Raw genomic sequence first — 14,405 nt, forward strand, 5'->3', positions numbered from 1 at the left:
AGCAGATTTATGGCCTTTTTTGAGATAAAGAGATCTAGCTGGATTTCTGCTAACTCAGTTAATCTTCATTAGCCTAGTAGGTACATTGCTGTTGATAGCTGTGGTTTTAGATGACTTTTCCTAGCCGCTGGGTTCAATTGAATCCTTCTCGTAGCCTTCAAGCTCGATTGGGGTTAGCAACAGGTGGCATTGTGCTGCTGCTATCAATCTTGCTGAGCTGGTTGGTAGGGTATACCACGAGTGTGCAGCTACAAAATACTCAGGGGCAATCTCTGGCTGAGTTGGCTTATCAAATGGCCGACAAGCTCGATCGCGGCATGTTTGAGCGCTACCGCGAGATCCAAATTTTGGCCGCCCTACCACCCATTCGAGAGGCAACTTATTCGCAACCAGCTCGGCGATCGCTATTAGAAAAGTTGCAATCCACCTTCTCTGACTACGCCTGGATTGCGCTGATCGATCCTCAGGGCAACGTACTTACAAGCACAGGCGGCATTCTGGAAGGGGTTAGTGTTGCTTCAAGAGATGTGTTTCAGCAGGGACGCAACAAAACTTTTGTTGGCGATGTTCACGATGCCGTCATGTTGGCTAAGCTGCTGCCACATCCGAATGGTGAACCTTTAAGGTTTCTCGACTTAGCAGCTCCTGTGCTCAGTGAGCAGGGGCAGTTTCAAGGCGTGATTGCAGCGCATCTCAGTTGGGCTTGGGCGGAAGAAGTGAAGAAGTCTTTGCTGGAGCCGCTGGGACAGCATAGCCAAGTCGAAATTTTTGTGCTGAGTACTGACGGCAAAGTCTTACTGGGACCAGATGCTTTGCAAGGCAAAACCCTCACCGTACCGAGTGTGCAGAAGGTGCAGGCGAACCAGAATCACTATCTGCTTGAATCTTGGGCAGGGGAAGGAAAATTTCTAACTGGATTTGCTCGCGCTCAAGGGTATCGAGATTACCCCGGTTTAGATTGGCTCGTGCTAGTGAGGCAAAAAGCAGAGGTAGCGCTAGCCCCTGCTCGCAAACTGCAAAGGCAAATTTTGGGACTGGGTTTAATCTGTGGTGTTGGGTTTGCACTCCTCAGTTGGCTGAGTGCTAGTCGCATTGTTGATCCGATGTTGGAAATTGCCGCGATCGCCAATCGGATGCGACAAGGAGACCAACGAGTACCAATTCCGCTCTTGGAGGGGCGAGACGAGCTAGCCAAACTATCACAATCTCTGCGCTACTTGGTTTCAACGCTGAACGGACAACAAGAGGCGTTGTACCAAAGTGAAGAGCAATATCGATTACTCTCAGAAGCGCTACCCCAGTTCGTTTGGCTTTTAGATCCAGAAGGACAAGTTGAATATTGCAATCGCTATTGGTACAACTACACTGGCTTGAGTGAAGCTCAAACTCTAGGCTGCGGCTGGGAAGTAGCGCTACACCCAGAGGATTACGCTCACACGAGACGACAGTGGCGGCAAGCAACCAAAACAGGTGCTCCCTGCGAGATTGAGTACCGAATGCGCTCAGCCACCGGAGAATACCGCTGGTATCTGGCTTCCCTAGGCCCAGCCCATGACCAAGCAGGACGCATTATCAAATGGGTAGGCACGGCCATTGACATCGAAGCTCGTAAGCGAGTGGAGGTGGAACGAACCGAACTACTGAATCGAGAAAAAACCGCCCGCGAACAAGCAGAAACGGCTAACCAGCTCAAAGATGAGTTTCTGGCAGTGTTGTCCCACGAGTTGCGATCGCCCCTGAACCCAATTTTGGGATGGGCCAAGTTACTACGCACTCGCCAATTTGACCCGGAAACAACGGATCAAGCTCTAGAAACGATTGAACGTAACGCTAAGCTGCAAGCCCAACTTGTAGAAGATTTGCTCGATGTCTCTCGGATTCTGCAAGGTAAGTTGAGCTTAAATGTCGCCACCGTGAACCTAGCGACAACCATTCAATCGGCGATCGAAACAGTGCGGTTAGCCGCAACGGCAAAGTCGATTCAGATTCACGCGGAGCTAGATCAATGGGTGGGGTTGGTGGCGGGAGATGCCAACCGACTTCAGCAAGTCGTGTGGAACTTACTATCGAATGCGGTCAAGTTTACGCCAGCAGGCGGCAACGTAGAAGTGCGCTTAGAGGCGATCGCGCCTTATGCCCAGATTCAAGTGATTGATACAGGCCGAGGCATTCGCCCAGAATTTCTACCCCATGTATTCGATCATTTTCGGCAGGCAGACAGTAGCACAACTCGGCAGTTTGGTGGCTTGGGTCTAGGTCTGGCGATCGTGCGTCAAGTCGTTGAGTTGCATGGCGGTACAGTGCGAGTAGATAGCTTGGGCGAAGAATTGGGAGCAACTTTCACTGTGCGGCTACCCATGATGCAAGCCGCGACCGAAACAGAGCCTCAGCCATCCTTAGTTTCAGAAGAAACGAGTCTAGAGGGCATTAGAGTCCTAGTGGTAGATGACGAGGCCGATATGAGGACATTAGCCAGCACAGTCCTCAAGCAAGCAGGCGCTGAGGTGAAGCTAGCTGCCTCCGCAAGTGAGGCATTGGCGGTTTTGCGCCAGTCAGGAGCAGACGTGTTGGTGAGTGATATTGGTATGTCTGAAATGGATGGCTATCGGCTGATTCGCCAAGTCAGAACCATTGATCAAGATCTGGAGGAACCCATTCCCGCGATCGCCCTCACCGCTTACGCTGCTGATTCTGACCAAAAACAAGCGCTGTCAGCTGGCTTCCAAAAGCATTTGGCTAAACCTGTGGAACCGGATGAACTCATCCAAGCGATCGCAACCCTGGTAAAACCAAAAGCTTCACGGTAACTGGTCGGACAAGTAGATTGAATCACACAAGCCATGGAAGTGATATATATCACTTTCTAACTTCATGTCATTTCCACTCCTTAGGGGCTTCCTCGGTAACATCGCAATCCATTAATTTAGCAAGAGTTATTCTCATAGCTCCTAATCAGCGTCAGCAGGGGCTTTTCAGTTCTGCTATGTCCAGATCCGCGGACCAAAAAACAATTGAGCAGCCGTTACCGTTAGCAGATTTATGGTTGCTACTGATAGAAGATGAGCCAGATACTGCTGAACTGCTAACTTTTGTCCTGGAACAGTATGGGGCTCAAGTCATCACTGTGAAGTCGGGCTACGAAGCGCTCAAAACAATGGAATGCTTTGTTCCCAACGTGCTCATTACTGATATTCGGTTGCCTGATACAGATGGCTGGTCGCTCTTAGCCGAGGTAAGAGCTTTAGGGAACCAAAAAAGGATACAAGCTGTTCCTGCGATCGCCATCACTAATTACAGCACCAAGCTATTAGACCAACAAGTAAACAGCAAAGCGTTAGCTGTTGGGTTTCAGAAGTACTTTTCCAAGCCACTAGAGTTTAATGAATTTGTGATGGCTGTGGCTGAGTTAGCTCAACGTCAGTCCTACTAGAACCTTAGACTTACTAACGCGATCGCGTTTTGTCATCGTCTGCCCAAGAACCAAATCACTAAAGCAATCCCCAACCCAACTAAAATTGCCACCAAAATCAGCGTAGACCAAGAAATACCAACCATAGATCAGGTTCGCTTTTCGTCGCGTAACTGTGGGACAATCATATCTTTGCAAGAATCTTATGACTGCTGAGTATATTCAAGGCGAAACTGAGTTCAATACGCTTTTAGAGAGCGAGCCACTGTTGGTAGTAGACTGTACCGCTACTTGGTGCGGTCCTTGTAAACTAGTTGCCCCTTTAGTCGATCAACTGGCAATAGATTATAGCGATCGCGCGAAGGTCTGCAAACTAGATCTTGACTCCAACAAGGATGTAGCTAAGCGGTTTGGCATCCGCAGTATTCCTGCCATCATGATCTTTAAGCAAGGCGAATTAGCAGAAACGCTAGTAGGTGCTAAACCCTATGCAGAGTTCACCAGTGCTCTAGATAAATACCTTGCTTAATCTTAAAAGCTTAAAAAAGATAAGCACTTTTGCGTAACTGCAGAAGACGTATTTAGAAGTAGAGAGAAAGCTTAAAACTCTCTACTTCCCTTCATTAAAATGTCACAGAACCTTTTTATTTGAACAGCGATCGCTCTATAGGTAGCTAAATATAGCTAAATTTTAGCGATCGCTTTGGCGCTTGAATTAGCAGATTGAGGATGAGGCAAGACCTCTCTGCTTTGCTAAGCCGATCCTAATTGAAGTAATTGAAATACTCTTAACTTCAGCTATTGAAGATAGCTAAAGATACTCTTTGAGCAGAACTATAAGAGCAATTTTTCAGTATCTCATCAGAGTAATGGAAGTACTAATACTAATTCTCCAAATTCTATTTACAGATATTCGTAGAGGCGAACGGTCGTTCTCCTACAGCCAAGCATTTGTAGCCTGATTTTCAGGAATTGGTATAAGAGCAGCAGGCTGGAAATAATCAAACCTCATTATTAATGGTTACTTGCACTAATTTGACAACTTTATTTTGGCCGATTCTGGACTTGAGTTAAGTCAGACTGCATCGCTAACCACAGTCACTATCTATGTCTTTAGATAGGCTGCTGCCTATATCATCTATCCCTGTAGATTAGTTAAGTACTTACTGCTTATTGTTAAATTGTCGCTAACAACGCTTGGTTTTAGAAGGTGTAAAAAGTTTTGCTTAAAGCTGTATAAAGCAATATTTTGGGTGCATCTTCTAGCCAGGCGTTAAACGAATTTTATACAGTTTTTGACACCAAAAAGGAAGCAGTTGTAATGGCAGACAATTATCAATCTATAATTCGGCCTGAGGAGAATATTTCTTCTGTAGGCACCGCACAACCCTACGCTGGCACAACAGAAAGAAGCGCAGATTATAGAGCAGTTGAAGTGCCAAAAGAGCCAGTCACCTACAGCCCTTCCACGGAAGCCAAATCTGTAGATAAAGCAATGAGCCCCGCCTTGTCTAGAGCTTTAGTAGGCGGACTAATTGGTGCAACATTAGGCACATTGGCTGGCGCTCTGGCAGGCAGAAAAACCTCTGAAGGTGTTAATCATGCCATCAAAGGCGTTAGTAATGCTTTTAAGACAATCGGTGAAGGCTTAGGTCAAACTGCGAAAGGCGTAGGAGACGCAGCCAAGAGCGTCGGTGAAGGTGTAACTTATGCGGTGGTTGGCGGTAGTTCCGATGCAGCCAAAGGTATTGTTGAAGGCGCTAAGCAAGCAGGAATGGCGACAGCAAATGTAGTGCAAGCAACAGCAGAAGGCGTTAACGAAACGATTCAACGTGCAGCGCATTCCATTGAAGTTTCTAGTGAATCTGCTAAGCAATCTATTACTGATGTAGCAGAGCAAAGTAAAGAGATGGTTAAGGACAACGCAATATCCACAAGTCAAAAGTTTGACAGCGTTGAAAGTGGATATGTTAGCCCTATTGATCCAGTATTTGACCCCACTGCTAGTTCAGCTGATGCTTTTGATTCCACCATTAGTTCAACTGGTATTTAGAGCACTTAGCTGAGGCCTAATAGTAAACCGTTGTAATGAGCAACCAAGGAGGTGATAACAGTGACTAACAGCGATCAGCTTTTAACTGAAGAAGAAGACAACACTAGTAGCTTAGCAAAAGTGATGATTGGAGCCTTAATAGGCGCTACAGTAGGCGGCATTGCTGGTGCTTTAACTAATAAGCGTGTAGTCAGTCGAATTAATCAGACCGTCAAAGATGTTGGCAATGCCGCTAAAGATGCAGCTAGAGGGGTCAACGATACGGTTAAAGGAGTTGGCGATGCCGTGCAGTCAGTTGCTATGGGCGTGAATGATACGGTCAGCGATGTTGGAGGGGCAGTTAAAGATGCGGCTGAGGGTGTGAACGGTACTGTGAAAGACACATTTTATTCTGTCAAAGACACAGCAGCAGATGTTAACACCACCGTCAAAAGTACTTTAGACAGTATCAAGCACCAGTCTGAAGACATCATGGAATCTCCCAAAGATAGTATTGATGTGCCAGCTGAGGAAATGCTTTATAAGCTAGTACCCGTTAGCCCAAGTAAACCAGAGTCGTAAGTCTTGCGATTTCTGCCAAATTCCTATTTTGGCTAAAACACTTTTTTGAGCTTTGGCGTTTTAATCCTTTCTAAAAAGACTGCCTGCTAACACTAAGTTGGTAGGTGGTTTTTGTAAGAAAAAGATGCGAAGTTAAATTTGAAAATCTATAAGGAATTGTGATTTTATTCAATCCTAGGATTGATGAAAACAGATTTTTTAAATGTTCTAAATGTTTAGTAGAGACATAGCAGTATCACATTAATTATTATGGGCTGGTTACAAAAGCTTTTTCTGAAAAAACAATTTCAAGAGCAAGAACAGCCATCTACTGATTCCAGAATGCGAGATTCTAAGATGGTGCAAGTCGTGGCAGAAGAAGTAATCATGGCTGTAGCACATTGGTTAACCGCTGTCGTGAATCGTAGTTTACAGCCTAAGCCTGCTCCTCAAACCAAAGTTCAAGAACAACCTGTGGTCAATAATGCCAGTGAGACAGAGCAATTATTGCTGAAACTAAGCACCTTAGTAGAACGATTGTATGAACGCGATCAAGCAATGGCAGCTTTAGAAAAGCGGATTAATTCGATCGAGCAATATCTGGGAGAAAAAGGTGCTTTGGGACAGCATATGAAAGACTCTCGTCAGGCGATCGCTACTCTAGAGAGCCGCCTTGATTGTGTGGAAACTTTGACACAGCAAATTACACCTTCTTTAGAAAAAGCAGAACTAAATACCCAGCTAATTACAGTTTTAGAAAATCGCACTAAATTAGTGGAAAGCTTATTAGTTAGATTTAGAGTGGTGCCCAGATCGGTAGGAGGAAACTCTCAAGCGATCGCTCTATTAAAAAATCGTGTCGAGGCTTTAGAAGCTGCTCAAGATTTAAACCCAGAAAACAGCCATAAAAACGTACCTGTCGCCAAAGTTTTCTAAAACGTTAAATTCTTAACTTGATGAGTAGAGGTTTCTTAAATTCTAGAGAAGCCTCTGTTTTTGTTTGGAAAAAGTTTAGGTAAAACCTGAAGTAGAAATAACAGTGTCAAGCTTTGGCGATCGCCTTACTTTGAGTCCATAGCTCTGCAAAAGCTAACTTCTTAGGAGCCTACCATTTAGATTTGGGAATGATAGCAGTGTTGTGTCTTTAGAATCATTCGTATGTTTGATGAGCTATTCAAGAATTTGACAGGCTTGATTGGTTCTAAAGTGCAGGAAGCTGCTAAAGAGCTTGAAAAACGTCTCGCTGTTCCTGAGCCCGCAGAACCATTTACTCTCATCCGCCAATTCACGATTGCTGATTCAACCATCACAAAAGGAGGCATTGCGATCGTTGGGGAAAGCTGGCGGGTTGAAGCCTATGACGATAATTCCCTACGCCTAATTGACAACGAGCCTCTACGAAAGGTCATTTTGTTCGAAATTGCCGAACCGACTGACCCAGAATGTGTCCTTGCCTGCCGATTTCAAGCAAAGGCACTAAATACCGAAAAAGCAATCACAGTGAAGTTGGGTTTGTGTAAGCAAAGGCAAGTAAGCACATCGGCAAAAGCTTGGTCGAAAAGCGTTTCACCAACTGAAGATTTCCATTCGTTTGAAATTCGCGCTCATTTCAAGCAAGACATTACCCCTGCTAAAGTTCAGGTGATTATCGAATTTGAAAGTAGCGGCATTCTTGAGATTAGGAATGTCGAACTCCTGCAAGCTCCCGTGAAATTGCAAGCGTAGTCGTCCCAACTAAAAAAGCACCCCTTTAACTTAAAGTAGGTGCTTTTTAGATCAAATCTATATCAGCTATTTACGTTGGTCGCTGAAATAAGGGCGAACGACGGGACTCGAACCCGCGAGTAGTGGAACCACAATCCACTGCCTTAACCTCTTGGCCACGCTCGCCATTGCGTTTCTAAGTATAGCACCCCTTTGAGAAAATTCTCCAGATCTGGGAGCAAAAAAGCTGGATTTGCAATCAGTTAATCTGTAATGGGTAAATCGAGCGATTCACTCAGCACAGATCACGGCAGAGCAATTCTTAGCAGGGTTTTATGAAAGGTGTCAGGACAGCCGCATTGTTAACCGGGTTGGTGGCTCTGCTAGGCGTAGGAGTTGGCTCAGCAGTAACTAATCCGAGTGAAGCGGCTTACAACAAATATGCGGCTGAGCAGCTAGGCGCATACTTAAAAGATAGTATTTGCTCTCAAGCTCCCACTGCCTTCGGCTTGCAAAAGCGCTGTCTCTCCTTAGCCGCCAACAATCGTGGCGAGATGGAGCAACTAATCGCTGAAAATACCCAGCGCCAAGACTATATCTTCTTTAGTACTTACCAAACTGATTTGTCGATCAATTCACTCCTGCCGCCCTATCTCTCGCTTGGTGGCTCTTTTTTGCCCGCTTACCGTTTCGAGACGGTCGGGGCATTCAACACTTTCTATATTCACAAAGCCCAAAGACGGTAGGGCGATCGCGTCAGCTAGCGGGTTGCGTTTAACGCTTGTAGTGCTTAGTGGCTGAAGCAATATTCAAGAATTGTGAGAAATTGTTCTAGTAGCTCAAAAATCCTTTAGGTATAGAACATTACCTAATCCGCGATCGCCCATGAGCTACTGCCTGAATCCGGATTGCCAACGACCGACCAACCCCAGTGCTACTCAGTTTTGTCAGCATTGCGGAGGTCGCCTGTTACTCAGAGAGCGTTATCGGCCCCTCCAGCCGTTAGGTCGAGGCGGGTTTGGTAGAACCTTTTTAGCAATAGATGAGGATCTCCCCTTCAAGCCGCTTTGCGTTATTAAGCAACTGCATGTGCCAAGACATACAGGCAGCCACTTCACAAAAGCAGTGGAGCTGTTTCACCGGGAAGCAATGCGCTTGCAAGAGTTAGGGGAATATCCTCAAATTCCCAGATTACTCGCCCACTTTGAGCAAGAAAAACGGCTGTACTTGGTGCAAGCCTGGATTAGTGGGCAGACCCTGGCACAGGAACTGCACGAGCAAGGCAGATTTAGCGAGGGCAAGATTTGGGAATTGCTGCAAGACTTGCTGCCTGTGTTGCAGTTTATCCATCAGCACCAAGTCATTCATCGAGACATTAAGCCTGCCAATATTATTCGCTACAGTCGGACTCCAACATTGCCACAGGGAAGCTCAGGCTGGTCTGGTTTATTTGCTTCAGGAATCGACCCAGCAGCTCGATCGCTGGTGGAGTCATTGAGTGATCACAAATTAGTGTTGATTGATTTTGGCGTGGCAAAGTCTCTAGCTAGCCCTACGCCTTGTACTGGCACGATTATTGGCAGCCCAGAGTATATGCCACCGGAGCAAATCAAAGGTAAGGTTGTGCCTGCCAGCGATCTTTACAGTTTGGGAGTCACTTGCATTCATCTGCTGACCCAAGTGCCCGCGTTAAATATGTTCGACATTGCCAACAACCATTGGGCGTGGCGGGACTTTTTGCTTAAGGGAACCAGAATTAGCGATCGCTTGGGGCAGATTCTAGACAAACTTCTCCAAGAGGCTATCAGCCAGCGCTATCAGTCAGTGGATGAAGTGTTGCAAGCTATCAATGCCAGTCAAATCACGAGTCAGCTTACCTCGGTTCAGGCTGGGGCTCTGCATCTAGCGCCACTCACCTCGGCCTCAGCGCGATCCTCTGCTGTTACTCCTGCTCATCGCCCTGGTCAGTTAAGCTCAGCCATCGGAGTGGACTATACAAAGTTGCGAGATTTGTTAGCCGCAGCCCATTGGAAAGAAGCTGACCAAGAGACTTGGGCTGTGCTCTGTCAAGCTTTGGGTAAGCCGCTGGGTCGCTATTTGCTGCCCGGTGACCTGAACAAATTGCCCTGTGAAGACTTGCAGTCGATCGATGGCTTGTGGATGAAACACAGCCAGAGGCGGTTTGGTTGGACGGTGCAAGTCCAGGTCTATCAAAGTGTCGGTGCAGATTACGGCAGCTTTTGCCAACGAGTCGGCTGGCCTCTGCACAACTCCACTTCTAGCTATAGCAGCCTCAAATTCAACCGTTCGGCGCCGATCGGCCATTTACCTTCACGGGTTTGGGTAGGAGGCTCCTACTGGTGGCGACACATGGAAGCGATCGCGACAAAATTAACTGAATGTAGTCCGCATTCTGTGAAGAAAATTGGAGTAAACCCAGCTTGAGATCTACCAGGAAAGTTGTAGAGATTATAAAATTCCAAATTTTATTTATGTGAATTAATCTCACTTAATTAATGCTGAAGGTCTACGAAAATAAGGGCGATCGCGATCTGAGTAAAATTTCCTTCAGCAGAATTTCTAGGTGTATTGACAATCATTCCTAATAGAAATAAATCTCTGTATTGACTATCAGAATCAGCATGGTAAATTGAGCTTATTCACAGTCTTGAAGACAGTGACACGGGAAGGGAAACGATGTCTGAAACTCAAAACTTATTACGTTCTGTTGACCAGGTTTACGATAATCCAATTTTGCTGGAGCGGAGTGTAACTGTTCCTGTCTGTGAAGGGCTAAATATTGCCCTCGCAAGTTTCCAGGCGCTCTATCTGCAATATCAAAAGCACCATTTTGTCGTTGAAGGTGCAGAATTTTATTCCCTACACGAATTTTTCTCGGAAGGCTACGAAGCTGTTCAAGGCCATGCTCATGATGTGGGCGAACGCTTAGATGGTTTGGGTGGTGTGCCAGTGGCTAGCTTTACCAAGCTGGCAGAACTGTGCTGCTTTACTCCAGAGCCAGATGGGGTTTTCTCTTGCCGTCAAATGGTAGAGAACGATTTGCAAGCGGAGCAAGCCCTAATCAAGCTGTTGCGTCGTCAAGCAGGTCAAGCTGAAAGCCTAGGCGATCGCGCTACTCGCTACCTCTATGAGCAAATCCTGCTGAAGACGGAAGACCGAGCGTTCCACCTGTCTCACTTCCTGACTCACGACAGCCTAACTTTGGCTTTTGTTCAGGCAGCTAATTCCAGTAATTAAAGGTTTTGCCAAAAGGTTGTAAACCCAATTACACTTTTCGCTAAACTTCGCTGAGGTGCCATTAGGCACCTTTCTTTTTGGCCAGAAGTTCTAAATCTAAAAAAGTTGTAACTTTGACCAGAATTTTGCGTTTTAGCTTGTTGTTTTCTTCAGCTCATCCATTTCAGTCACAACCCTAAGAAATTAGGCTGCGCTAAATTGTTTTACTCGCCGTTCTATTTGAGTGGTAGAAATTGCAGATTTGTGAGATAAACAGCGACTATTTATACAAAGTATTGAGATTGTAAAGATACAATTTACAAAGAAGACCTCTATCTTTTCGGCGCACTCTTGAACTTACCCTCTGCCTATTTGTTGGTGTTTCATGGTAGCCGTGATCCTCGGCCTGCGATCGCGGTGGAACAGTTAGCGCTATTGGTCAGCAAAGAGATTCAACAGCGCTATCACTTATGGGATGGGGGCCAAGATGTGGCACCGCGCTTAAGTTATGTTGGTAGCCCTTACTCAGCCGAAGGTGGGCTGACACCGACTGCTGCTTCAACTCCAGCGACTATTGGTAATCCACGATTGCCCTTAGTTGGGACTGCCTGCCTAGAGCTAGGCCCTCAGCCTCTACATCAACAAATTCAACAATTTGGCGATCGCATTTTGGCCTTAAAGCGGCAGCAAGTGCTTCAGATTGAATCTTCACTCATGCAATTAGTTCCCCTATTTTTGTTGCCTGGGGTGCATGTGATGGAAGACATTCCTACCGAAGTGGAATTGGCTCAAACCGCTTTAGATTCACACCTTAATTTACAGATTTGCCCTTACTTGGGCACGCACCCGAACTTGGTGCAACTCTTAGCAAATCAGATGGCTGCGGCTAGCGTGGATGCTTGGATTTTGCTGTCGCATGGGAGTCGCCGCCCTGAGGCAAATGCGCCCATTGAGGCGATCGCCACTCAACTGAAAGCTGTGCCAGCTTATTGGTCAGTTCCACCCAATCTGGAATCCACTGTGGCTGACTTGGTGCAGATGGGGCATCACCGAGTTGGCATCCTGCCTTACTTCTTGTTCGCTGGGGGAATCACAGATGCGATCGCTCAGTTAGTGACTCGGCTGTCTTGGCAATTTCCAGAGATAGAACTCACGTTGGCCGAGCCAATAGGAACCAGCCCAGCTTTAGCCTCCCTGGTTTTAGACCTTGCCTTGAGTGCTGTCCCCAGCTAGCGATCGCTCTATGCAACTTGCTAGAAAATACCAGGCCAAAATTGGGTGTTTTTTGTATCAAATCTTTCAGTTTTGTGAAACCAACTCTCTTAGGCTGAAACATTGCCAATTCAGTTGGTGCACGATTTTCGGTTCCTCCTCTCCCCGCTTGCCTCAAAACTTCTATGACTGCTGAAGCTAACCTTGCGCCTGCTCCGACTCGAATCTGCCTCGGTAAAGTGTATCTAGTTGGGGCGGGGCCAGGAGACCCCGGCTTGCTGACGGTAAAAGGCAAGACCTTACTGGAGTGCGCCGATGTCGTCATCTACGATGCGTTGGTTAGTCCGCAGATTTTGGACTTGATTAATCCCCACGCTGAGAAAATCAATGCAGGCAAGCGGCGAGGGCGGCACTCCTTAGTTCAGGAAGAAACTACGCAATTACTCATTGAGAAAGCTCAAACTCAAGCTGTGATCGTGCGTTTGAAGGGAGGCGACCCGTTTGTGTTCGGGCGTGGCGGCGAGGAAATGGAAGACTTGATCCAGGCAGGAGTGCCTGTAGAAGTGGTGCCAGGGGTAACATCTGGGATTGCAGCACCTGCCTATGCCGGAATTCCCCTCACCCATCGATCGCATAGTTCTTCTGTCACCTTTGTCACAGGTCACGAATCCGCTGGTAAGTACCGTCCAGAGGTAAATTGGGCTGCGCTCGCCCACGGCTCAGAAACAATCGTGGTCTATATGGGCATTCACAACTTGCCCCATATCTTGAGTGAACTGCAATCCGGTGGGCTAGGGCCAGAAACTCCAATCGCCTTAATCCGCTGGGGCACTCGTCCCGACCAAGAAGAACTGATTGGCACCTTCAGCACCATCGTGGCCCAGATGGAAGCTGCTGAGTTTAGTGCTCCGGCGATCGCGGTGATTGGCTCGGTCGTTAATTTACATGGGTTGCTTTCTGGTTCTCGACCTTCGGAGTTGGGGGTAAGGCGTGGGCTGTAATGAGTGAGAAGTGAGAAGTGAGAACTTATTCCTCGTTGTAGTTAAATAGCGACTGCAAATAGTCTTGGAGCGGCTGCACAACCGACAATGGAAGAAGCGCATCCATGATTCGGTTTTGAGGGCTGGTTACTTTGGCTGCAGAAGTTAATTTACAGGTTGAACAGGCTGGGGAACGGCTCGATCGCTGGCTATCGGAGCAACTGCCTGACTTGTCTCGTTCGCGGTTGCAAAAGCTGATTGAGCAAGGCCAAGTGCAGGTGAATGGTCAAGTCTGCACCTCCAAGAAAGCCACGGTGCAGATGGGCGATCGCGTGCAGGTCGAGATTCCTGAAGCGCAACCACTAGAGTTGCAGCCTGAAGCCATTCCCCTGGATATTCTCTACGAAGACGACCATCTACTGATTGTAAATAAGCCTGCTGGGCTAGTGGTCCATCCCGCACCGGGACATGACTCGGGCACGCTGGTACACGCGCTGTTGGCTCACTGTCAAACTTTATCTGGATTAAATACTCTGCCTGGAATTGGCGGCGTGCAGCGACCGGGAATTGTCCATCGTCTCGACAAAGATACCAGTGGCGCGATCGCGATCGCTAAAACTGACCAAGCCCATCACCATTTACAAGCCCAACTAAAAGCAAAAACGGCTCGCCGGGAATATCTAGCTGTGGTTTACGGTTCCCCCAACGCCGAAAGTGGCACCATTGACCTGCCCATCGGTCGGCATCCCGTAGACCGTAAAAAAATGGCGATCGTTGCGGAAGCAAAGGGAGGACGCCGAGCTGTGACCCATTGGCGAGTATTAGAGCGCTTGGGGAACTACACGCTGATCCACTTTCAGCTAGAAACGGGCCGCACTCATCAAATTCGGGTTCACAGTGGCCATATAGGTCATCCCATCGTCGGAGATCCGGTTTACAGTTCCCAGCGCCCTATCGGTGTAAACCTGCCAGGTCAAGCACTACATGCCTGGAAACTCCGATTGCAACACCCTGTCTCAAATGACTGGATCGAAGCGACAGCCCCTCCTCCGCCTGTTTTTAAGACGCTCTTAGAAGTCTTAAAGAAACGAATTGCTTTACCAAACTTAAAGATTTAGTCGAAAATTTGCGTTACACATATCTACACAAGAGCCGAGTTTGCGAGAAACAACTCGAAATTTAGATCCTTTGCTATATCTGGTTTTGAGGTTTTATTAAGAATCTATAAAACTATTAATTGGTAGTGACTAAGTATAAATACCCTACAAAA

The 14,405-nt window shown here is 47.0% G+C and carries 13 protein-coding genes and 1 tRNA gene; 13 read left to right on the forward strand and 1 reads right to left on the reverse strand.

The genetic code is table 11. The annotated features are described in order from the left end of the window. Positions 1-110 precede the first annotated feature (110 nt). From H6F68_RS23155 to H6F68_RS23185, 7 genes are all read left to right on the forward strand, one after another. On the forward strand, positions 111-2,807 hold the full coding sequence (locus H6F68_RS23155) for an ATP-binding protein (RefSeq protein WP_190562635.1): 2,697 nt from the start codon (positions 111-113) through the stop codon (positions 2,805-2,807). A 176-nt stretch (positions 2,808-2,983) separates the two neighbouring features. Then, positions 2,984-3,430 carry a response regulator gene (locus tag H6F68_RS23160; RefSeq protein ID WP_190562637.1) on the forward strand — a complete coding sequence of 149 codons (447 nt, stop codon included), beginning with the start codon at positions 2,984-2,986 and terminating at the stop codon, positions 3,428-3,430. Between the two features lie 184 nt (positions 3,431-3,614). After that, entirely contained in the window at positions 3,615-3,938 is a 324-nt protein-coding gene (trxA, locus tag H6F68_RS23165; RefSeq protein WP_190562639.1) for a thioredoxin, read from the forward strand. Positions 3,939-4,658: 720 nt separating this feature from the next. Beyond that, entirely contained in the window at positions 4,659-5,462 is an 804-nt protein-coding gene (locus tag H6F68_RS23170; protein ID WP_190562642.1) for a hypothetical protein, read from the forward strand. Positions 5,463-5,522: 60 nt separating this feature from the next. Beyond that, complete coding sequence (locus H6F68_RS23175; protein ID WP_190562644.1) at positions 5,523-6,023, forward strand: YtxH domain-containing protein; 501 nt, start codon at positions 5,523-5,525, stop codon at positions 6,021-6,023. 321 nt (positions 6,024-6,344) lie between these two features. Next, positions 6,345-6,938, forward strand: coding sequence for a hypothetical protein (locus tag H6F68_RS23180; RefSeq protein WP_190562646.1), 594 nt, complete (start codon positions 6,345-6,347; stop codon positions 6,936-6,938). 222 nt (positions 6,939-7,160) lie between these two features. Next, positions 7,161-7,727, forward strand: coding sequence for a hypothetical protein (locus tag H6F68_RS23185; RefSeq protein WP_190562648.1), 567 nt, complete (start codon positions 7,161-7,163; stop codon positions 7,725-7,727). Between the two features lie 92 nt (positions 7,728-7,819). Here the strand turns inward: H6F68_RS23185 and H6F68_RS23190 are convergent. Then, positions 7,820-7,892, reverse strand: a tRNA-His gene (locus H6F68_RS23190). 149 nt (positions 7,893-8,041) lie between these two features. Here H6F68_RS23190 and H6F68_RS23195 point away from each other — a divergent pair. The 6 genes from H6F68_RS23195 to H6F68_RS23220 all read left to right on the forward strand — a co-directional run bounded on the left by H6F68_RS23195 (position 8,042) and on the right by H6F68_RS23220 (position 14,253). Then, complete coding sequence (locus tag H6F68_RS23195) at positions 8,042-8,452, forward strand: DUF4359 domain-containing protein (protein ID WP_190562650.1); 411 nt, start codon at positions 8,042-8,044, stop codon at positions 8,450-8,452. Positions 8,453-8,591: 139 nt separating this feature from the next. Then, on the forward strand, positions 8,592-10,151 hold the full coding sequence (locus H6F68_RS23200) for a serine/threonine-protein kinase (protein WP_190562652.1): 1,560 nt from the start codon (positions 8,592-8,594) through the stop codon (positions 10,149-10,151). 252 nt (positions 10,152-10,403) lie between these two features. Then, positions 10,404-10,964, forward strand: a complete 561-nt coding sequence (locus H6F68_RS23205; RefSeq protein ID WP_190438226.1) for a Dps family protein — start codon at positions 10,404-10,406, stop codon at positions 10,962-10,964. A 330-nt stretch (positions 10,965-11,294) separates the two neighbouring features. Further along, positions 11,295-12,176, forward strand: a complete 882-nt coding sequence (locus H6F68_RS23210; protein ID WP_190562654.1) for a sirohydrochlorin chelatase — start codon at positions 11,295-11,297, stop codon at positions 12,174-12,176. Positions 12,177-12,340: 164 nt separating this feature from the next. Beyond that, positions 12,341-13,156, forward strand: coding sequence for a uroporphyrinogen-III C-methyltransferase (cobA, locus tag H6F68_RS23215; RefSeq protein ID WP_190562656.1), 816 nt, complete (start codon positions 12,341-12,343; stop codon positions 13,154-13,156). A 131-nt stretch (positions 13,157-13,287) separates the two neighbouring features. Continuing rightward, complete coding sequence (locus tag H6F68_RS23220) at positions 13,288-14,253, forward strand: RluA family pseudouridine synthase (protein ID WP_190562658.1); 966 nt, start codon at positions 13,288-13,290, stop codon at positions 14,251-14,253. The last annotated feature ends 152 nt before the right edge of the window (positions 14,254-14,405 follow it).

Source organism: Trichocoleus sp. FACHB-262 (assembly GCF_014696035.1).
GTDB lineage: Bacteria > Cyanobacteriota > Cyanobacteriia > FACHB-46 > FACHB-46 > Trichocoleus.

Bases quoted from the DNA above. Each gene is read 5' to 3' on its own strand.
- H6F68_RS23205 (WP_190438226.1), top strand. From the start codon at position 10,404: ATGTCTGAAACTCAAAACTTATTACGTTCTGTTGACCAGGTTTACGAT.
- H6F68_RS23195 (WP_190562650.1), top strand. From the start codon at position 8,042: ATGAAAGGTGTCAGGACAGCCGCATTGTTAACCGGGTTGGTGGCTCTG.
- H6F68_RS23155 (WP_190562635.1), top strand. From the start codon at position 111: ATGACTTTTCCTAGCCGCTGGGTTCAATTGAATCCTTCTCGTAGCCTT.
- cobA (WP_190562656.1), top strand. From the start codon at position 12,341: ATGACTGCTGAAGCTAACCTTGCGCCTGCTCCGACTCGAATCTGCCTC.
- H6F68_RS23160 (WP_190562637.1), top strand. From the start codon at position 2,984: ATGTCCAGATCCGCGGACCAAAAAACAATTGAGCAGCCGTTACCGTTA.
- H6F68_RS23180 (WP_190562646.1), top strand. From the start codon at position 6,345: ATGCGAGATTCTAAGATGGTGCAAGTCGTGGCAGAAGAAGTAATCATG.
- trxA (WP_190562639.1), top strand. From the start codon at position 3,615: ATGACTGCTGAGTATATTCAAGGCGAAACTGAGTTCAATACGCTTTTA.
- H6F68_RS23200 (WP_190562652.1), top strand. From the start codon at position 8,592: ATGAGCTACTGCCTGAATCCGGATTGCCAACGACCGACCAACCCCAGT.
- H6F68_RS23185 (WP_190562648.1), top strand. From the start codon at position 7,161: ATGTTTGATGAGCTATTCAAGAATTTGACAGGCTTGATTGGTTCTAAA.